This is a genomic window from Actinoplanes awajinensis subsp. mycoplanecinus, assembly GCF_001509495.1.
GTDB classification, from domain to species: domain Bacteria; phylum Actinomycetota; class Actinomycetes; order Mycobacteriales; family Micromonosporaceae; genus Actinoplanes; species Actinoplanes palleronii.
In genome coordinates, this window is record NZ_LLZH01000321.1 from 1 (window position 1) to 18,884 (window position 18,884).

Sequence of the window (18,884 nt, forward strand, 5' to 3'; positions counted from 1 at the left end):
CGCGGCCCCAACATCGACCGCACCACCTACCAAGCCACCACCGAGATCAACGTCCTGATCTTGACAGAAGCCACCCAGCCCTAACTGAACGGCGTTGGATCTAGAACCCGACCTACCGCAGCACCAACAGGTCCAGGGCATCCACCACCGGCCCGGACGGTGTGTGAGCGGCCTCGGCCAGCCGCGCGACCCCGGCCGCGTACGCCTCGTCGCTGATCAGCTGCAGCGGCGTGTGCGCCTCCCGGCGGAGCCCGGCCGCGGCCACCGCCAGCGACGGCGCGGTCACCTGCGCCACGGGTTCGCAGCCCGCGGTGCTGAACCCGGCCGTGGCGAACGCCGCCTCCACCCCGGCGATGCTCGGATAGCGGTCGAGTACCGCGACGGCCTCCGGGAACCAGCGGAACAGGCTGATCGCCTCGTGCCGACCGGCGAACGCCGACCGGATCAGCACCGGCGCGCCCGGCTTCAGCACCCGCCGGATCTCCCGGGCGGCCGCTTCCAGGTCAGCGACGTGATGGATCACGGTGGAGAGCCAGATGCCGTCGAGGCTCGCGTCCGCGACCGGAATGTCCTCGGCGCTGCCGGCCAGCACCGGCTCGACCACCGCGCGCTCGCGCATCGCCGCGGACGGCTCCACCGCCAGGATCTCGGCGTCGGGCCACCAGGTGCGGAACGCCCGCGCCCAGCTCCCGGTGCCACATCCGAGGTCGAGCAGGCGCATCCCGGGCCGGGGCTCGAGATACCGGCCGATCGCCGCCCGCCAGACAGCCAGGTCGTCGTCGCGCAGGTGCCGGGTCTGCGCGAACGCCGCGGCGTCCGCACTGTCATAAGCGATCAGAGCCATCCCTCGATCAAACCGGCGCACCGCCCACCGGGCAAGAGACGGCGCACAGATAGGGGCGGGCGAGGGTGAGGGCGACCGTGGTCAGGATGATGCCGATGTAGACCGGGGCCACGTGCACGAAGCTCGTGTAGTGGATCAGGACGTGCACGACCACGGCCGGGCCGAAACCCGCGGCCGCGGACAGGGCTAGCGTCCACCACACCCAGGACTCGCCGCGGCGCCAGCCCCACGCGCTGAGCAGGGTCACGCCGAGCGCGGCGGCCATCAGCGCACCGCCGAAACCGGCCCGGTCATGGGCGATGAACCCCAGCAGCCGGGCGTTCGCGGCCTCCAGGTGGGCGGCGTCGGTGCCCAGGAACGTCAGGTCGGTGGGGACGAACACCGTGCTGAGCCCGACCACCGAGACGGTCGCGCCACCGGCCAGCAGCCCCAGACCAGTGATGATCATGAGGAGCTGGCCGACCAGGGCGCGCTGCCGGAGACGTTCCGGGCCGTCCGGCAGCACGCGCCAGCGCGGCGGTGCCGGGCGCCGCCAGACCGCGATCAGGTACATCGGGAACAGCAGCACGGTCACCGCGGCGTGCAGCGGCTCGACGAAGCCGGAGCCGAGGAAGTACAGCACGGTGGGGAAGCCGACCGCGCCCGAGACGAGGTAGACGGTGCGGGCCCACGCCCAGCCCTGCCGGATGCCACCCCAGGCCAGGCCGGTGTAGAGCACCCCGATCGCGATCATGGTGCCGGCCATCGTGATCCGGTCGTGCTGCAGGAAGTGCACCAGGTGGTGGTTGACCGCGTGCAGCTGTTCGCGGTTCATCCGCAGGTAGTCGTTGTCGTACCAGAGCAGCACCGGCCCGAGGGTGATCACCGCGGCGCCCAGCCCGCCGCCGATCATGCCGAGCCCGACCAGCACGCCCCACCACCACGCCGGCCAGCGCCGCGGGTCGAGCGGAACGTCGCGCAGCCCGGGTGGGCGCTCGACCGGTGTCACCGCCTCGATGACCCGCTGGAACCAGCCGGGTCCGGCGTCGAGGAGCACCCCGGGCGTCGCCAGCACCGTCACGGCCGGGTCGGCGAGGGCCGCCACCGCCGACGCGACGGCAGGGTCGCTGAGGCGGATCAGGTCGCTGTCCTCACCGACAAAAACCCTTTCGACGTACGGCGTGAGCTGCGCCGCCACGTCCTCGCTGGTGGCGCGCACGATGACCACGCAGCGCCGGCCGGCCACCGCCTCGCGAACCGCGGCCACGTCGCCGGCGCCGACCGGTCCCACCTCGATCACGTCGGCGCCCTGGACCGGCAGCGCCCGGATCGCGTCCCGGGCCACCTCCACCGGCACCACCGCGCCGAGCCGCCCCGCGACACCGGCCGGGGCACGGGGGTGCGCGAACAGCGTGGCGACCAGGCGGGCGCCGCCCGGGCGGGAGGTCAGTGCGCCCAGCGCCCGCAGCGCGAGGAGTTGCGAGCGTCGCCGGCCCAGCACGGCGGCCGCCACCGGCCGCAGAGGGTGGTAGGTCCAGTCCGGCACCCGGTCATGATCACATACGCCAGCCGAGGATCGGGGCCATCGACCGCAGGGTCACGGCCGCCGGGGTGAGCCGGGCCGCGACGTCGCGGGCGAACACCGCCGGTGGCCAGGCCAGCTGACCGATCGTGCCCAGCCGGGACGCACGCCGCACCACGGCCTGGGTCCGCGGCCGCCGCACCCGGTCGTAGGCGGCCAGCGCCGACGGCACGTCGCCGTCGCGGTCCAGGCACGCCGCCAGGGTCACCGCGTCCTCCAGTGCCTGGCAGGCGCCCTGGCCGAGGCTGGGTGTCATCGCGTGCGCCGCGTCGCCGAGCAGCACGGTCCGGCCGGTGACGAACGACGGCAGGGGCGGCAGCTCGTACACATCATGGCGAAGCACCGACTCCGGTGACGTGGCCGCCAACAGTGCGGGGATCGGATCCGGCCATCGGCCGAAGCGGCGGCGCAGCTCGGCATACTCGCCGTCGGCGCTCGTCCGGCCCGCGCCGACCGTGCCGGTGGCGAAGCAGTAGACCCGGCCGGCCGCCATCGCGGTGAACCCGAACCGCTCCCCCGGGCCCCAGGTGACCGCGCCGTCGGCGAGCGGCGGCACCGGGTTCGTGATCATCCGCCAGGCGGTGTGCCCGGCGTAGCGCGGTATGATCCCGGGCCACCGGCCGGCCCGGATCGTGCTGTTCAGCCCGTCCGCGCCGACCACCAGATCGGCCTCCGGAGGCTCGGTCACCGCCACGCCGGCGCGCAGCACGCCGGCGGGCAGTGCGGCTAGCAGGATCCGGATCAGGTCGACCCGGTGCACCACGACCAGCGGCGACCCGAACCGGCGCTCGATCTGCGCGGAACTCGACCGCGACAGCCACCGCCCGGTCCGGCTGCGCACCCCGCCGCGGGCCTCGACCACACCCTGGGCCATCACCTGCTCGCGCAGCCCGAGCAGTTCGAGCGCCCGCAGACCGTTCGGCCACAGCGACAGGCCCGCGCCGACCTCGGTGAAGGCGGGCGCGCGCTCCAGCACGGTGACGTCCCAGCCGATCCGGCGCAACCCGACCGCGGCCGCCAGACCACCGATGCCGCCGCCCACGATCACCGCTGTCCGCGCCATTCCCCCAGCCTAGGGGCCGGGCAAACCCGGTGAACCGCCGTCCCGGTCGGGGCCGGGACCGTCGGCGCCGCGGCCGGGTGGTCCCGGTGTGGCACGCTCGCCGCCATCGCCGCCGTGAGCAGAGGCGGCGACAGAACGGGGAGGCGGGGTCGAGTGACGTTCTCAGCGTCGGTTCAAGGGCGGGCCGGAACGGTGAGCGGATGACGATCACCCTCGACCGGCCCGGTGGCGCCACCGTCCGCGCCGTGACGGCGAACCGGAGCGCCCGGCGGTGGCTGCCGATCGCCGGGCCGGGGGTGGCCATGCTGGTGATCGGGCTGATCCGGCCGACCCGGACCGTCCTGAGCTGGGACGAGATCGCCACCGCCGACGTGGCGCACCGCTCGGTGGGGCAGATCTGGCAGCTGATCCACCACCTCGACGCGGTGTTCGGGGCGTACTACCTGTCGATGCACGTCTGGATCCAGCTGTGCGGTGACTCGGTGCTGAGCCTGCGGCTGCCGTCGATCCTGGCGATGGCGGGGGCGGCCGCGCTGACCGGGGCGCTCGGCGCGCGCCTGTTCGGCCCGGCGGCGGGCACCCTGGCCGGCGGGTTGTTGTGCCTGGTGCCGAACATCTCCCGGTACGCGGCCGAGGCCCGCCCGTACGCGATAGCCTGCCTTTTTTCGATCTTGGCGCTGCTGTTGCTCCATCGCGCGGTGGAGCGGCCCGGGGTCGGCCGGTGGACGGCCTATGCCGCGGCGATCGCGGTGCTGGGGCTGTTCAGCCTGGTGGCGCTGTCGGCGCTGGCCGGGCACGCCGCGGTGCTGCTGGTCCGGTACCGGGGCGAGTGGCGGCGCTGGCTGCCGTGGTGCGCCGCGGTGCTGGCCACGGTCGTGGTGGTCGCGCCGCTGATCTGGTGGGGTCTGCAGCAGCGGGACACCCAGCTGCACTGGATGCCGCCGATGACGCTGGGCGCCGTCTATTCGTTCCCGGGGCTGCTGGCCGGCTCGCCCGAGGTGGCCTGGCTGCTGCTCGGGCTGTTCGGGCTGGCCCTGATCCGGCCGTCCAGGCCGGTCGTCGAGATGGCGGCGGTCGCGCTGCTGCCGGCGGCGCTGATCTGCGCGGCCGCGTTCGCCGGCGTCTCGTTCTGGGTGAACCGGTACCTGCTGTTCATCCTGCTGCCGGCGGCCATCATCGCGGCGGCGGGGCTGTACCGGAGCCGTCGCGGCAGCCTGCTGGCCCTGACGGTCCTCGCCATGGCCGCGGTGCCGGGGCAGCTCGCGGTCCGGCGACCGACGATCAAGAACGGCAGCGACTACCGCACGCTGGCCGCCGTGATCGAACGCGGACAGCAGCCCGGCGACGCCATCGTGTTCCAGCGCGGCCGCACGATGCGCGCCGGGCTCGACTACTACCTGCGCGCCGACCGCGGCCGCCCGCAGGACGTCCTGCTGCGCCGGAGCGCGGCGCAGACCGCGACCCTCACCGCCGCCGAGCACACCGACCCGGTCACCCGGCTCGCCGGCACCGACCGGATCTGGCTGGTCGCCAACGGCCGCTTCGCCGATCCGGTCGCCACCCGGCCCGACCTGCGGCGGCTGCTGCACGACCGGTTCCGGCGCGCCGGACTGTGGACGGTGAAGAACGGCACGATGGCGCTCTACCTGCGCACCACCCCGTGATCCGGCATTCGCGGTCATTCACGGATACCGGTGTGCCGATATCCTGGCCGCGGAGGTCAGGATGGTCACGAAGGACAGGCGGCGGCCCGGAGCGCTCGAGGCGGCCGTGATGGCCGCGCTGTGGTCGGCGGACGCGCCGATGACGGCCGCCCAGGTGCAGCAGGAGGTCGGGGACGACCTCGCGTACAACACCGTGCAGACGATCCTGATCCGGCTGCACGAGAAGGGCCAGGCGCAGCGGCGCCGGGCCGGGCGCGGCCACGAGTACTGGCCGGCCGAGGACGCCGCGACGGCCGCCGCGGCGCAGATGCGGGCGGCGCTGCCGGCCGGCACCGATCGGCACGCCACGCTGCAGCAGTTCGCCGCCGGGCTGGACGCGTCCGACGCCGCGGTCCTGCGGGCGCTGCTCGCCGAAGCCGGCCGCTCGGCATGACGTTCGCCGTCTGACAACCGCCGCGAAACGGGCCCCAATACCCGGAACCGGGTGAGTCTCGGCACCCGGCACTGCATCCTGACGACAGGTGACGGAGCAGGCGGGAAGGGACGACATGAGCCGGACACGTTCGTGGGTAGCGGATGTCTCGGTCCAGGTGAAGGTGCTGGCCCCGGTCGTGCTGGCGGCGATCGGCATCGCCGTGGTCGCCTGGTCCGGGCTGGCCGCGCTCTCCGCCGAGGGCAAACGCACCCAGGTGATGTACGACCAGGTCGCCCGGCCGCTCAACGACCTGGTCACGTTGCGCGACATGCAGGGTGACTCCCGGGTGGAGATCCGCGATGTGCTGATCCTGCCGCCGGGACAGGCCCAGGAAGCCGTCATCACCAAGATGACCGAAACCGATGCGGACGCCGACGCCGCGATCACCGCATACGTCAGCGACCACGGCACCCTGGACGCCGCCCGGACCGCCCTGATCACCCAGGCGCAAGCGGGCCTGAGTCAGTGGCGCGAGGTCCGCGACAAGCAGTTCGTGCCGCTCGCCCGCGCCGGGAACACCGCCCGCGGCCAGGCGCTGATCGCCTCGGGCGGCGCGCTGGACGCCGCGAACAAGCAGTTCGGCGCGGCGCTGGACGAGCTCGCCGCGTCCGAGGGCACCGCCGGCGAACAGACCAAGGTCACCGCGGCGGCGGAGCAGAGCCGGCAGCGCACCATCATGGTGATCATCTCGCTGCTGGTGATCGTGGTCGCCCTGGTGATCGGTGTGCTCGTCGCCCGGGTGGTCGTCGGGCCGCTGCTGCGGGTCCGCGGAGTGCTCAGCGACCTGGCCGCCGGCGATCTCACCGGTGACCCCGGTGTCTCCGGCCGGGACGAGCTGGGCCAGATGGGGGCGGCGCTGGTCGCCGCGAACACCGCACTGCGGCACACGGTCGGCACCATCGTCGAGTCGGCGGACACCCTGGGCGGCGCCGCCGATCACCTCGCCACCAGCAGCGACCAGATCTCGCATCGGGTCAGCGACCTGGCCACCCAGTTCAGCACGGTGTCCGGCGACGCCGACAGCGCCTCGCACAGCATCAGCACGGTCACCGCGGGCGCCAGCGAGATGACCGCCGCGATCAGCGAGATCGCCCGCAGCGCCGGCCAGGCCGCGGCGGTGGCCAGCGACGCCGTCGACATCGTCACCGGCACCACGGCCACGATCGAGCAGCTGGGCCGCAGCTCCGCCGACATCGAGCAGGTCCTGAAGACGATCACGATGATCGCCGAGCAGACCAACCTGCTGGCGCTGAACGCGACGATCGAGGCGGCCCGGGCCGGCGAGCTGGGCAAGGGCTTCGCCGTGGTCGCCGGGGAGGTCAAGGACCTCGCCCAGCAGACCGCGGCGGCCACCGACGACATCGCCCGCCGGATCGGCGCGATCCAGTCCACCAGCTCCGAGGCGGCTGCCGCGATCGGCCGGATCGGCGAAGTGATCAACGAGATCAACGACTACCAGGGAGCGATCGCCGCAGCCGTCGAGGAGCAGACCGCGACGACCGGCGAGATGGGGCGCAGCGTGGCCGAGGCCGCCGAGGCGAGCGCCCGGATCGCCGCCACGATCACCGGCGTGGCCGGCAGCGCCCGGCAGGCGGAGGCCGAGGTGGTGCAGTCGCAGGGCCAGATCGCCACGGTCGCCCGGATGTCCAGCGACCTGCGGGAACTGGTCCGAGGCTTCCGATACTGACGACCGGCGCGATGGCCCGCTCGGGCTCGCGGTGTTCTCCCTGGCCTGGACCGGTGAGGCGGTCTACGACCCGGGCGAGCTGATCAAGCCGCGCTGATCCGCAGGGCCGAGCGTCCGGCGGACCACCAGGCCCACGGTCAGCACCATGGCCACGGTGAACAGCCAGGCGCCGGCCACGTCGGTGGGCCAGTGCACGACCAGCGCCACCCGGCTCACCCCGACCGCGACCGCCCACGCCCCGGCGAGCACCGCCAGCAGGACCCGGCCCCGGCGGCGCAGCAGCGGCCAGCAGACCAGCACCAGGACCAGTGCCGCCGTGGCCGAGGTGGTGCTGTGCCCGGACGGGAACGAGTAGTTCGCGGCCGGGGCCAGCTGGTCGACCGGGCGCGGGCGGGCGACCAGCGCCAGCACCGCGAGCCGGGCCAGCGGGACCACGGTCAGCGCGGCGGCGGCGAACACCGCCTGCCGCCACCGGCCGGTAGCCAACAGGATCAAGCAACCGAGCGCGCCGAGCGGGGCGACCACCACGGTGCTGCCGGTCGCCGTCACCGCCAGCATGACCGAACGCCAGAGCGGGTGGGCCAGCGCCACGGCGTGCGCGTGCGCACTGACGACGGTGTCGAAACTGATCAGCGGGCCGGCCCGTCCGGCCACCGCCATGGCCAGCAGCACGAACGCGGCTGCCGACAGGCCGACCACGGTCGAGGCGAAGGCCAGGTGGTCGCGTGTCTGCACCGTCATCCCCCGACCCTATCCCCTACAATTTGTAGGTGCCCGGCTCCCGGAGTCACTGCGGCCCTACCGGGAGCCGGGACCCGCATGCCCGACCCGGGACTCACTGCAGCCCCACCGGGAGCCGCATCCGCATGGCGGCACCCTCGGCAAGGTCGTCGATGGTGAGCGTGCCCTGGTGGGCGGTGATGATCTCGCGGGCGATCGCCAGCCCGAGCCCGGCGCCGCCGCCCTCGCGGGAGCGGCTGTCGTCGAGCCGGACGAACCGGTCGAAGATCCGTTCCCGGTCGGCGGCCGGGATCGCCGGGCCGTCGTTGCCGACCACGATCTCGCCGTGCCCGTCCCGGGCCCCGACGCCGATGGTGACCCGCTCGCGGGCGTGCCGGACGGTGTTGTCGACCAGGTTGCGCAGCACCCGGGTGAGCTGGTCGGGGTCGCCGACCACCCGCACCGGCGAGACGCCGCCCTCGATCCGCAGCGCGGGGTGTTCCACGCCGACCCGTTCCCGCTCGGCGAAAACCAGGTCGTCCAGGTCGACGTCCTCGTGGCGCGGCGGCGCCGGCTGGTCGTCCACCCGGGCAAGCAGCAGCAGGTCCTCGACCAGCCGCGACATCCGCGCACTCTCGGCCCGGATCCGCTCGATGCTGCGAGCCGACCGCTCGTCTGCGTCGTCCCGCTCCGCGCGCGCCACACCACTCTCGTCCTCAGCCGCGCCCGCCGGGCCCCGGACCCCGCCCGCCGCTTCCCCGGCCGCACCTGACCGATTCCGGACCGCGCCCGTCTCTTCCCCTGCGGCGCTTGCCCGATTCCGGACCGCGCCCACCTCTTCCCCGACCGCTTCTCCGGCCGCGCCTGACCGGTTCCGGGCCCCGCCCGCCTCTTCCTCGACCGCGGGCGGTCGCTTGCGGACCGCGCCGGCCAGCAGGTCGGCGTTGGCGCGGATCGTGGTGAGCGGGCTGCGCAGCTCGTGGCTGGCATCCGAGACGAACCGGCGCTGGGCCGCGGCGGACGTCTCGATCCGGTCGAGCATGGTGTTCATCGTGGTGGCGAGCGCGGCGATCTCGTCGTCGGCGGCGGGCAGCGGCAGCCGGGCGTGCAGGTTCGTCGCGGTGATCGTCGCGGCCTGCCGGCGCATCGCCTCGACCGGGCGCAGCGTGCGCCCGACGAACAGGAACGTCGCGACACCGACCACCACGGCCAGCACCGGCAGGCCCAGCAGCATGGCGGTCAGGATCGCCTCGGTGCTGTCGGCGACCGCGTCCATCGACTCGGCGACCAGCACGACCCGCTGGCCGGACGGGCTGTCGACCCCGATCGCCAGGATCCGCCACGGCTCCCCCTCGCCCAGGCGCAGATCCTTCGTCTCGGTCAGCCGGCGGCCGACCGCCGGGCGCAGCGTGGACATCGCCGCAGCGCCCTCGATCGCGGCGGACGCGCCGACCACCTCACCGCCGGTCGTCACGACCTGGGCCAGGCTGCGACCGGCGCGCGAGGTCCGCAGCGCCACCTCGAGGGCGCCGGTGTTGCCCGAGGTGAGCGCGGTGGTCACCTGGGCGGCCCGGTCGTTCGCCGCGGTGGTGACGTTGTCGAGCAGGATGCCCCGTGCGGTGACCAGCAGGATCGCGCCGACCCCGAGGGACGCGACGATGACGACGATGCCGGCCGCGATGGCCGACCGCATCCGCACACCGAGCCGCCGCCGTAACAATTGGAGCATGTCGGTCACGCTATCGGCGGCTTGCTGAAGGCGCCCTGAAAGAGGTCTTCAGCGGTTTTTCAGCGACCGGCGGGCAGCCTGCCGGGTCGGTCACGCGGAGAGGCGGTCGGATGCGGGTGCTGGTGGTGGAGGACGAGGTGGCCATGGCGGAGACGATCCGGGACGGGCTCACCCAGGAAGGGTTCACGGTCGACCTGGTCCACGACGGGGCCGAGGGGCTGTGGACGGCCACCGAGCACCCGCACGGCGCCTACGACGCGATCCTGCTCGACATCATGCTGCCCGGACTTAACGGCTATGAGGTGTGCCGCCAGCTGCGCACCCGTGAGGTGTGGACGCCGATCCTGATGCTGACCGCCAAGGACGGCGACTACGACCAGGCCGACGCGTTCGACCTGGGCGCGGACGACTACCTGATCAAGCCGTTCTCGTTCGTGGTGTTGATCGCCCGGCTGCGGGCGCTGATCCGGCGGGGCGCGCCGGAACGCCCCGCCGTGCTGCGCGCCGGTGACCTGAGCCTGAATCCGGCCGAGCGCCGGGTGCTGCGCGGGGACCAGCCGATCGCGGTGACCCCGCGCGAGTTCGCCCTGCTGGAGTTCCTGATGCGGCACCGGGGCCAGGCGATGACCAAGACCGCGATCATCGAGAACGTCTGGGACGCGCATTTCGACGGCGACCCGAACATCGTCGAGGTCTACGTCGGCTACCTGCGCAAGAAGATCGACCACCCGTTCGGTCGCACCGCGATCGAGACGGTCCGCGGCTCCGGTTACCGCCTGGCCGAGGAGGGCTGAACCCGGCGCGCACGCAGCACCTCGACGGCGACCGGGATCAGTGACGCCCGCCCTACGGGGTGGCCAGCACCGCCGCCCTGCTCGGCGCCCGCCGGCTCGGCCTGACCCCGGTGCTCTGGACCGCGTGGGGCCGGGACTGGACCGCGTCGGCCACCCCCGACTCGGTGTTCCGCGCGGTGCGACGCGGGCTGTCCGGCGGCGGCACGATCCTGCTGCACGACAGCGACCACAGCGCCGCACCGGGCGCCTTCGAGTCGATGCTCGGCGCCCTGCCCGCGATCCTGGTCCGCTGCCGGGCCCGGGGCTTCGCGGTCGGCCCGCTGCACGAGCACGGACTTGACATTTACCTACAGTCTGTAGGAGTTTGACGGCAGTCAGGTAAGGCTGGCTAACTGCTTGGAGACACCCGTGGGCGGCGCGTTCTTCGCCAGCTACCTCATCGGCCTGCGCGACGGCTTGGAGGCCGCGCTGGTCGTCTCGATCCTGGTCACGCTACTGGCCCGCTCCCAGCGCCGGGACGGCCTGCTCCCGCTCTGGGCCGGGGTCGTGCTCGCCCTGCTCTGCGCTGCGGCGCTCGGCGCGATCCTCACGTACGTGGCCACCTCGGTGCTCTCCGGCGTGCGGCTGGAGCTGTTCGAGGCGATCACCTCGCTGGTCGCGGTCGCCATGGTCACCTGGATGATCTTCTGGATGCGCAGCAGCGCCCGCACCATCAAGTCCGAGTTGACCGGCAAGCTCACCGAGGCGCTCGGGCTGGGCCGGTTCGCCGTCGCGGCGCTCGCGTTCGTCGCGGTGATCCGGGAGAGCGTCGAGATGGTGCTGCTGGTCTTCTCGGCCGCGCAGGCCGCCAGCGAGACCGTCGCCCCGCTGCTGGGCATGCTGGCCGGCGTCGTCTCCGCGGTGCTGCTGGGCGTTCTGATGTACGCGGCGGTGGCCCGGGTCAACCTCGGCCGCCTGTTCACCGGCACCGGCGTGCTGCTGGTGCTGGTCGCCGCCGGGATCGCGAAATACGCCGTGCACGGGTTCCAGGTCGCCGGCCTGCTGCCGGGCTCGACGGCGGTCGCCTACGACTGGTCGGCCACGATCGCGCCGACCTCCTGGTACGGGACGGTGCTCGCCGCCACGATCAACGTGACCTCGTCGGCCACGGTGCTGGAGATCGCGGCGTGGCTGACGTACGCCATCTTGATCTTGGTCTTGTTTTTGCGGCCGGCGGCGAAGCGGGCCGTGACGCCCGCCTGAATCCGGCCCCCGATCGGTCCGGGGGTCAGCGCAAAGAAAGCCGGCCTCAGCGCGGGGAGAGCGGACTTCAGCGCGGGGAAAAGCCAGCTTCAGCGCGGGGACAGGCGGCCGACCAGGCTGCCCGCGACCAGCTCGAGGGTGACCGCGGCCGCGATCGCCTCGGCGGCCAGCAGCCCGACCAGCACCAGCAGCTGGGTCGCCCCGGCCTGCACCGCGGACCCGCCGCCGATCAGGATCCCGGCGATCGGCAGCACCGCCACCTCGCTGCGCGGCACCGTGCCGGAAGCGACGATCACCAGCCAGCCGAGGCGCAGCGTGCTGACCCGGCGGGCCGAGGTGACCGCCGCGACCAGCACCATCAGCACGATGAATCCGGCGGTCGACCACCACGACCGCAGCACCGCGGCGATCAGCAGCGAGACCAGGCCGAGCTGCACGACGGCCCGCGCCGTGGCGGTGACCACGGCACGGCTCACCCCGAGCCGACCGGCGATCGCCGCCGCGACCGCGATCAGCGTGAGGGCCGCGAGGACCACGCCGAGCACAGGTCCTGTCGAGATCGTCGGCTGGTTCATCCGGGCACTGTGTCAGATCTCCGCGGTGGCCCGGCCGCCGGTCGCACCCGGCCGCCTCGGTGGCGCGGTCGCCGGTCGCACCCGGCCGCAGATCACCACCAGACCGACGGCGAGCAGTCCGAGCGCGGCGCCGGCCGCGATGTCACCCGGGTAGTGCAGGCCTGCCCAGACCCGGGCCAGCCCGATCATCGCGGCCGCCACGGCCAGCACGACACCCCACCGGCGGCCGAGGAAGACGAAGACGCCGCACGCGATCGTGAACGCGGCGGTCGCGTGGTCGCTCGGCAACGACACCCCCGGATCGTGGGCGAGCAGCTGGTGGACCTGGTGGCTCTGGAACGGACGGACCTGCCCGCTCAGGTGCGACATCCCGATCGCGCCGAGGAACGCCAGCACCAGCGCCGCGCCGAGCTCGACCACCGGGCGGATCCGCCGCTGCCACAGCGCCCGGGCGGCGAGCACTCCGGCGATCACGAAGACCGGGTAGATCAGCCAGGTCGCCACGAACTCCATCACGTCGTCGAGACCGTCGGAGCGTCCCGCCCGACCATTGACCAGTTCGAACAGCCAGTAGTTCATCGTCGCAGGCTGCCCGCCGCCCGCTGTGGAGCGGCTGAAGCGCCGGGTGCGCTCGTTCAGCGATATCTCAGGGAGGCCAGTCGCCGCGGGTTACGGGAGTCTGCCCAGGCGCTCGATTGTGAGCGGTACAGCCTCGCTGAGGTACAGCGCCTGCGCCGTGTCCTCCTCGTCCCGGTCGTCGAAGACCTCGGCGACGGCCAGCACCGCGAACGGCCGCGGAAGCCAGCCGATGTCCTCAGGTGCCGGGTACCGGGTGAACGACGTCACGACGACCTCGATCGCGGGGATCGACAGTTCGCAGGAGTCACCCGTCTGCAACTGAGCCGGCGGAGGATCCAGACGCCAGACCCGATCGAAGTCGTAATCCTCCGGGTCCCGGCGGAAGGCAGTCGTTCCATCCCAGCGGTACCGGGACGCGGGATCCGGTTGCCGCCAGGGACAACGCACGTAAACGTAGAACTGGTCCGCACTCGCCACTTCGACGCGACGCGGCTCGCACGAGACGAGCAAGTGATCGCCTGGCTCGAACTCCGCACCGTCCACGACGTTGATCTCCTCGCCCTGAGTTGAGTCGCAGGATCGTACCCAGTCGCACTTCCCCGTCTGAACCCCGCTGCTCGCGCCGGCAGGTTCCTGCCGAGCGGCGAGCCCGGACTCTCGGTCTGATGAATACTGGCCCGCATGCCGATCACGTCGCGCTGGGGTGTCACGCCCCGGCAGAGCATCGCGGCGGAGTGCGTCCGCAATGGGCCCGCAGCCGTGGTCAAGGCCTGCCTTCGCCTGATCGCAGACGGCGAGGGCGACCCCGGGATGATCCTGGTGCTGGGCGGACCGGCCGGGCGGCACTTCATCGGCGGGCCGCCCCGCGATGACCGTTACTGGCTGCGGGTCTGGGGTCTGCGCGGCCTGCTGTGGAACTGGGACGACCGCGCCGTGCCCGCGGTCCGGACCGCGCTGGCCGACGAGGCGTGGCGGGTTCGCGAGATGGCCGCCAAGGTCGCCGCGCGGCACCTGGTCGGTGACGCCCTGCCGGAGCTGGCCGGGCTCGCCGCCGACCCGACGCCCCGGGTCCGAGCCGCCGCCGCCCGCGCCACCCGGCTGCTCACCGAGGCGAGCGCCTAAAGATCGGGAAGTGTCTCGCCGGGTCGCGGCGCCCGCCGGTGGTCCAGCCAGAATCCGTACCCGCGGAGATCCGCCTCGAGCCCGTCGGCCAGATACCGCCCGTAGTCCCGCAGGCCCGCCGCGTTGTCGCGCTCGTCGGCCCGTTCACTGACCGACCAGGCCTGCTGAAGTCCGTCGATCCAGGCCGCCAGCCGGTCCCGGTCCGCCCACCATTTTCGTACGAGGTCAAGCGTCCAATGCGCGTCCCCGTCCACCGCATACGACGAGTAAGGATCGTTCCACGCGGCGGACAGCACGAGCCGGACCTCGTCGGCGTCCCGCGGCTGCCGGAAGACGATCTCGCTACCGTGCAGACCGCGATGGCCGGCCACGGCACCGCGGCGATCCGCGACCTCGGCGCCAGGATGACAAAAGAGCAATTCATTCGGTACGGCGGGATGGTGCAGGCCCTGCCCGACCGGGTGCTCGACCGGATGACCACCGCCGACCTGCGCAAGCACTACCCGGCCGGTACGCGGTAAGGTGCGACTGCCTGTCGCCTCCGAAGGGAAGCGCACCCGTGCAGATCTCGGATTTCGCGCCGCTGATCGTGGTGCGGGACGTCGCGCAGAGCGTCGGTTTCTACCGCCGCCTGGGTTTCCACCCCACGGTCCAGTGGCCCACGTACGCAAAGCTCACCGCAGGTGCAAAGGTCTTGCATCTCGCGTCCCCGGGCGATCCGCCGCCGGACCGCCCCGATCTCGCGCTGCGGGCTCCGGAGGGCACCTCCCCCACCGTCACCGCCGCCCTGGTCCTGCAGGTCGAGGACTGCCGCCGGGCGTGCGCCGACCTGGTGGCCGCGGGCATCGCCCTGCTCACCACCCCGGCCGCGCCGGCCTGGGGCGGCGAGGTGCGCGCCTTCGTCCGCGACCCCGACGGTCACCTCATCGAGATCAACGAGGTCACGTCACCGACGTGACGATGCGGCCGTCCTGGGTCTTGGCCGTGCAGGTGTAGCGGTTCGTCTGCAGGTGCGGGCCGAACACGCCGGCGGTCAGCGTCCACTCCACGTCGCCGCTGACCACCACGGCGGCGCCCGCCGGGTGGGAGTCCCACACGTTCACGTCGTCCATCGACGCCTGGAAGAAGTCCGGCTGCGCGCTGTCCGGGGCGAACGCGGCGCGAACCGCCTCCTGGCACGCGCGTTCGGCGGCCAGCAGCGCGGGGGCCGGTCCGGCGGCCCGGCTGACGCCGCTGCCGATGGTCAGATATCCGCAGGCCACCGACCCGAACGCGGCCACGATCGCGACACCGGTGGCCAGCCCGACGGCGAGCCGGGACGGTGGCGCGGCATGCCGCGCCCGGCGCTGGGGCGGCGCCTTGTGCCTGACGATCGCGGTGCGTTCATAGGTCTGTACTGCCACACTCAGCCATCGGCGTTCCCGGCCCGCACCTGAGGCGCCGAGGGTCAGGCCGCGTCCCGTTCCCGGCGGCGTCCGACCAGCTCACGCAGCCATTTCCGGGTGGATGCGGCGACCACGTCCTCATATTCGGCGAGCGCGTACGGCGCCGAGACCACCGCCCGGTGCCGGCGGCGGGGCAGCTGGGCGTCCAGCGCGGTCAGGCACTGCTCGACGACCGCCTCGAACGTCGGCCGGTCGGTCGCCGCCATCGCCAGCAGCACCCGGTCGAGGATCTCGGCGCCGCTGAGCTCGTCCGGCACGTCGAGGATCCAGGCCCGCTGCCGCAACTGGCCCGCCTCGGTCAGCGCGCACGTGCGCGGCGACTTGCGGGCGGCGCCCTTGCGCAACTCGACGTAGCCGAGCTTCTCCTGACGGCTCAGCGCCGCCATCACCCGGGTCACGTCCACGGCCCGCTCGGCCCCGAACGTGGTGGCATGCCGTTGCTGCAGCTCATACGCGGTCGCCGGCCAGTCGGCCAGAAACACGAGCAGGATGTCCCCGAGCGTCGCCGTCATAGCGCTGCACTGCCTCCCGCTGCCAACTTCTACAAGTTGTAAAAGTTAACACGCGGCGATCCGATCGAGGTGAGCCTGCAGCACCTGCGCGGCGTCGGCCGGGCCGAGATGCCCGACCAGCACATGCGTGGTCAGCCCGTCGACCAGCGCCAGCAGGGCGCGGGCTTCCGCACGGGCGCCGGGAGCATCGGATGCGGCCGAGATCAGCCGGGTGAACACGTCTTCGAGCTGCGCATAGTTGCCGCGCAGCACCTCGGCCAGGGCCGGGCTGACCGCGGCCCGCGCCACGAACGCGAGCCAGATCCGCGCCTCGGTCCGATGCGCGTCACCGAGCAGCGCAATCTCCGCCGCAGCCCGCGCCAGCGCATCCACGGCCGGCGCCGACCCGCCTGCGGCCGGGGCCGGCGTGCCCGACGTCGGCCCGCCTGGGGCCGGTGCCGCCGCGCCCTCGGCTGGCACGCCGGTCAGCCCGGCGCGCACCCGCGCGGTGACCTGCTCGCCGATATGCGCGAGCGCGAACAGCAGCATCTCGTCCTTGGTCCGGAAGCAGCGCTGCACGGCGCCCATCGAGACGTCGGCCCGGACCGCGACGTCGCGCAGCGTGACGCCATCCATCCCGGATTCGTCGGCGAGCGCGCAGACCGCCCCGGCGATCCGCAGCCGCCGTTCCTCCCGCTCGCTCTGCCGACTCATCCCCACCTCCAAAAACCGATGCGCTCGCATCGCTTTCACCCTACTATCCGATGCACCTGCATCGGTTTCCCCGAGACGTAGACCGAGACTCGGCTCACCAAGCGGCGAGCCGAGGAGGCGAGCCGGAAGAGACGAGCCGAGGAGGCAGAAGCCATGGCCGACGAAATGTGGCGGATGACCGCCGTGCAGCAGGCCGCGGCGGTCCGCACCGGCGAGATCACCGCCACCGCGCTGCTCGACCAGCACCTGACCCGGATCGCCGAGGTCAACCCGGCCGTCAACGCGGTCACCCAGGTGCTCGCCGACCGCGCCCACCAGGACGCCGCCGCGATCGACCGACGCCACGCCGCCGGAGAAGAGCCAGGCCCGCTCGCCGGCGTCCCGTTCACCGTCAAGGAGAACATCGCCGTCGCCGGCACACCCACCACGCACGGCGCGTCCCGGCTCCGCCACCTGGTCGCCGAGGCCGACGCCCCACCGGTCGCGCGCCTGCGGGCCGCCGGCGCGATCGTCATCGGGCACAGCAACATGCCGACCCTCACCCTCGCCGGGATGCACACCCGCAGCGAGCTGTTCGGCGACTCGGTCAACCCCTGGGACCCCACGCGCACCCCGGGCGGCTCGAGCGGCGGCGACGGCGTCGCGGTCGCCACCGGGATGGCCGCGCTGGGGCTCGGCAACGACGCCGGCGGCTCGGTGCGCATTCCCGCGTCGTTCTGCGGGGTGACGGCGCTCAAACCGACGTACGGAAGAATGGCGGCCGATCATCGCATCGGTCCGGACGATCCCGCATGGTGTGCTCAGACCTTTGTGGTCGACGGACCGCTGGCGCGCAGCGTGACCGATCTGCGCACGGTCTTCGCGGTCCTGGCCGGCGCGGACCCGCGGGATCCCCGGGCCCTGCCCGTGCCGCTCGACGGCGAGCCGCTGCCGGGCCGGATCCGGGTCGCGGTGGTCACCGATCCGGGTGGGCTCGGCGTTCACCCCACGGTGGTCGCGGCGATCGAGACCGCCGCGGGAGCACTGCAGGATTTCGGGTACGTCGTGGAGCCCGTCCCCGACGTCCCCCGCCTGCCCGAAACGCTGCACGCCTACCAGTCCCTGGTGATGACCGAATTCGCCCCCCTGTGGCCCGCCATCCGTGGCCTGCTCGGGCCGGACGCGCACCGCTACATCGAACTCGGCATGGCCACGACACCTCCCGTGGACGTCGCCGAGTTCCTGCGCCTGACCGGGCTACGCCTCAGCATCCAACGCTCCTGGAGCGCGTTCCTGCAGCGCTACCCGCTGGTGCTCGGCCCGGTCTTCACCCAGCCGCCGGTCGCACCGGGCCTCGAGTCCCGCGACCCGGCCGGCCGCGACCTGGTCACCACCGCCATGCGCCTGTGCACCGCGACGAGCTTCGTCGGCCTGCCCGCCGTCGCCGTCCCCACCGGCGTCGTCGACGGCCTGCCGACCGGCATCCAGCTGATCGGCCGGCCCTACCGCGAGGACACCTGCCTGACCGCCGCGGCGGCGATCGAGCGCCGCCTCGGCACCCTGACCCCGATCACCCCCGGGGGATCAGCAGCCGCCGGTTGAACGCCTCCGCGACCGCCGCCGCCCGGTCCGGCACCCCGAGCTTGGCGTAGATGTTCAGCAGGTGGCTCTTGACCGTCGCCTCCGTGATGAACAGCCGCGACGCCACCTCCCGGTTGGTGTTGCCGGCCGCCACCAGTTCGAGGACCTCGATCTCCCGCTGGCTGAGCAGCTGCGGCGGTGGCGTCCGCACCCGGTGGAACAGCCGGGTCGCCACCGCCGGCGACAGCACGGTCTCGCCCTTCGCGGCAGCCCGCGCCCCGCGCAGCAGCTCCTCCCGCGGCGCGTCCTTCAGCAGGTACCCGGTCGCCCCGGCCTCGATCGCCGGCAGCACGTGGCTGTCGTTGTCGTACGTGGTGAGCACCAGCACCCGGGCCGCCACCCCGAGCCGGGCCAGCTCGCTGATCGCGGCCAGCCCGTCCATCACCGGCATCCGCAGGTCCATCAGGATCACGTCGGGGGTGAGCGCCTGCGCCATCCGCACCGCCTCGGCCCCGTCGGCGGCCTGGCCCAGCACCTCGAACCCGGGCGCGGAGGCGAACATGCTGCTCAACCCGTCCCGCACGACGGGGTGGTCATCCGCGATCAGCATCCGGATCGG

General features: G+C 73.1%; 23 protein-coding genes. 10 read left to right on the forward strand and 13 right to left on the reverse strand.

The genetic code is table 11. The annotated features are described in order from the left end of the window. Window positions 1-112: 112 nt before the first annotated feature. Genes ADL15_RS43475 through ADL15_RS43485 form a run of 3 tightly spaced genes read right to left on the reverse strand, consistent with a single transcriptional unit; the run spans window position 113 to window position 3,468 of the window. Window positions 113-844, reverse strand: coding sequence for a class I SAM-dependent methyltransferase (locus ADL15_RS43475; protein WP_067705183.1), 732 nt, complete (start codon window positions 842-844; stop codon window positions 113-115). A gap of 7 nt (window positions 845-851) precedes the next feature. Beyond that, window positions 852-2,369, reverse strand: coding sequence for a hypothetical protein (locus tag ADL15_RS43480; RefSeq protein ID WP_067705185.1), 1,518 nt, complete (start codon window positions 2,367-2,369; stop codon window positions 852-854). A 10-nt stretch (window positions 2,370-2,379) separates the two neighbouring features. Beyond that, complete coding sequence (locus ADL15_RS43485) at window positions 2,380-3,468, reverse strand: FAD-dependent monooxygenase (RefSeq protein WP_067705187.1); 1,089 nt, start codon at window positions 3,466-3,468, stop codon at window positions 2,380-2,382. A 200-nt stretch (window positions 3,469-3,668) separates the two neighbouring features. On the opposite strand from ADL15_RS43485, the gene ADL15_RS43490 reads away from it, so the two are divergent. From ADL15_RS43490 to ADL15_RS43500, 3 genes are all read left to right on the forward strand, one after another. Further along, entirely contained in the window at window positions 3,669-5,132 is a 1,464-nt protein-coding gene (locus ADL15_RS43490) for a glycosyltransferase family 39 protein (RefSeq protein WP_067705188.1), read from the forward strand. Between the two features lie 61 nt (window positions 5,133-5,193). After that, on the forward strand, window positions 5,194-5,565 hold the full coding sequence (locus tag ADL15_RS43495; RefSeq protein WP_067705190.1) for a BlaI/MecI/CopY family transcriptional regulator: 372 nt from the start codon (window positions 5,194-5,196) through the stop codon (window positions 5,563-5,565). A 115-nt stretch (window positions 5,566-5,680) separates the two neighbouring features. Continuing rightward, complete coding sequence (locus tag ADL15_RS43500; protein ID WP_067705192.1) at window positions 5,681-7,294, forward strand: methyl-accepting chemotaxis protein; 1,614 nt, start codon at window positions 5,681-5,683, stop codon at window positions 7,292-7,294. Window positions 7,295-7,357: 63 nt separating this feature from the next. On the opposite strand, the gene ADL15_RS43505 is transcribed toward ADL15_RS43500, so the two are convergent. Together ADL15_RS43505 and ADL15_RS56130 are read right to left on the reverse strand one after the other, a co-directional pair. Beyond that, on the reverse strand, window positions 7,358-8,035 hold the full coding sequence (locus ADL15_RS43505) for a phosphatase PAP2 family protein (RefSeq protein ID WP_067705194.1): 678 nt from the start codon (window positions 8,033-8,035) through the stop codon (window positions 7,358-7,360). A gap of 94 nt (window positions 8,036-8,129) precedes the next feature. Further along, entirely contained in the window at window positions 8,130-9,743 is a 1,614-nt protein-coding gene (locus ADL15_RS56130; protein WP_232344914.1) for a sensor histidine kinase, read from the reverse strand. Window positions 9,744-9,853: 110 nt separating this feature from the next. Between ADL15_RS56130 and ADL15_RS43520 the strand changes: the two genes are divergently transcribed. Genes ADL15_RS43520 through efeU form a run of 3 tightly spaced genes read left to right on the forward strand, consistent with a single transcriptional unit; the run spans window position 9,854 to window position 11,779 of the window. Then, window positions 9,854-10,537 (forward strand): response regulator transcription factor, encoded by a 684-nt coding sequence (locus ADL15_RS43520; protein ID WP_067705196.1) that lies wholly within the window; start codon window positions 9,854-9,856, stop codon window positions 10,535-10,537. A gap of 59 nt (window positions 10,538-10,596) precedes the next feature. Continuing rightward, entirely contained in the window at window positions 10,597-10,905 is a 309-nt protein-coding gene (locus ADL15_RS43525; RefSeq protein ID WP_198171267.1) for a polysaccharide deacetylase family protein, read from the forward strand. Window positions 10,906-10,933: 28 nt separating this feature from the next. Further along, window positions 10,934-11,779 (forward strand): iron uptake transporter permease EfeU, encoded by an 846-nt coding sequence (gene efeU, locus ADL15_RS43530; protein ID WP_232344915.1) that lies wholly within the window; start codon window positions 10,934-10,936, stop codon window positions 11,777-11,779. 89 nt (window positions 11,780-11,868) lie between these two features. Here the strand turns inward: efeU and ADL15_RS43535 are convergent, their stop codons facing one another. From ADL15_RS43535 to ADL15_RS53665, 3 genes are all read right to left on the reverse strand, one after another. Then, window positions 11,869-12,354 carry an ABC transporter permease gene (locus tag ADL15_RS43535; protein ID WP_067705200.1) on the reverse strand — a complete coding sequence of 162 codons (486 nt, stop codon included), beginning with the start codon at window positions 12,352-12,354 and terminating at the stop codon, window positions 11,869-11,871. A gap of 12 nt (window positions 12,355-12,366) precedes the next feature. Continuing rightward, entirely contained in the window at window positions 12,367-12,933 is a 567-nt protein-coding gene (locus tag ADL15_RS43540; RefSeq protein ID WP_067705202.1) for a phosphatase PAP2 family protein, read from the reverse strand. Window positions 12,934-13,023: 90 nt separating this feature from the next. Then, the gene (locus ADL15_RS53665) at window positions 13,024-13,476 is read right to left on the reverse strand and encodes a hypothetical protein (RefSeq protein WP_157441966.1); all 453 of its coding nucleotides are present in this window, start codon (window positions 13,474-13,476) and stop codon (window positions 13,024-13,026) included. 138 nt (window positions 13,477-13,614) lie between these two features. On the opposite strand from ADL15_RS53665, the gene ADL15_RS43550 reads away from it, so the two are divergent. Continuing rightward, a complete protein-coding gene (locus ADL15_RS43550) occupies window positions 13,615-14,055 on the forward strand; it encodes a HEAT repeat domain-containing protein (protein ID WP_067705205.1) in 441 nt (146 codons plus the stop codon). Here the strand turns inward: ADL15_RS43550 and ADL15_RS43555 are convergent. Further along, a complete protein-coding gene (locus tag ADL15_RS43555; protein WP_083972478.1) occupies window positions 14,052-14,426 on the reverse strand; it encodes a hypothetical protein in 375 nt (124 codons plus the stop codon). The genes ADL15_RS43550 and ADL15_RS43555 overlap by 4 nt on opposite strands. On the opposite strand from ADL15_RS43555, the gene ADL15_RS54740 reads away from it, so the two are divergent. Together ADL15_RS54740 and ADL15_RS43560 are read left to right on the forward strand one after the other, a co-directional pair. Continuing rightward, entirely contained in the window at window positions 14,415-14,576 is a 162-nt protein-coding gene (locus ADL15_RS54740) for a hypothetical protein (protein ID WP_198171268.1), read from the forward strand. The genes ADL15_RS43555 and ADL15_RS54740 overlap by 12 nt on opposite strands. 38 nt (window positions 14,577-14,614) lie before the next feature. Continuing rightward, window positions 14,615-15,013 (forward strand): VOC family protein, encoded by a 399-nt coding sequence (locus ADL15_RS43560; protein ID WP_067705207.1) that lies wholly within the window; start codon window positions 14,615-14,617, stop codon window positions 15,011-15,013. On the opposite strand, the gene ADL15_RS43565 is transcribed toward ADL15_RS43560, so the two are convergent. From ADL15_RS43565 to ADL15_RS43575, 3 genes are read right to left on the reverse strand one after another with little or no spacing between them, the layout of a single operon-like run. Continuing rightward, window positions 14,997-15,458, reverse strand: coding sequence for a hypothetical protein (locus ADL15_RS43565; RefSeq protein WP_067705209.1), 462 nt, complete (start codon window positions 15,456-15,458; stop codon window positions 14,997-14,999). The genes ADL15_RS43560 and ADL15_RS43565 overlap by 17 nt on opposite strands. A gap of 44 nt (window positions 15,459-15,502) precedes the next feature. Continuing rightward, window positions 15,503-16,012 (reverse strand): hypothetical protein, encoded by a 510-nt coding sequence (locus ADL15_RS43570; protein WP_067705211.1) that lies wholly within the window; start codon window positions 16,010-16,012, stop codon window positions 15,503-15,505. Window positions 16,013-16,057: 45 nt separating this feature from the next. After that, window positions 16,058-16,705 carry a TetR/AcrR family transcriptional regulator gene (locus ADL15_RS43575; protein ID WP_067705213.1) on the reverse strand — a complete coding sequence of 216 codons (648 nt, stop codon included), beginning with the start codon at window positions 16,703-16,705 and terminating at the stop codon, window positions 16,058-16,060. A 153-nt stretch (window positions 16,706-16,858) separates the two neighbouring features. On the opposite strand from ADL15_RS43575, the gene ADL15_RS43580 reads away from it, so the two are divergent. Beyond that, window positions 16,859-18,286: an amidase gene (locus tag ADL15_RS43580; protein ID WP_067705214.1), complete on the forward strand. Its 1,428-nt coding sequence runs from the start codon at window positions 16,859-16,861 to the stop codon at window positions 18,284-18,286. Here ADL15_RS43580 and ADL15_RS43585 read toward each other — a convergent pair. Beyond that, window positions 18,255-18,875, reverse strand: a complete 621-nt coding sequence (locus ADL15_RS43585; protein WP_067705277.1) for a response regulator — start codon at window positions 18,873-18,875, stop codon at window positions 18,255-18,257. The two genes, ADL15_RS43580 and ADL15_RS43585, sit on opposite strands and share 32 nt — an antisense overlap. Window positions 18,876-18,884 lie beyond the last annotated feature (9 nt).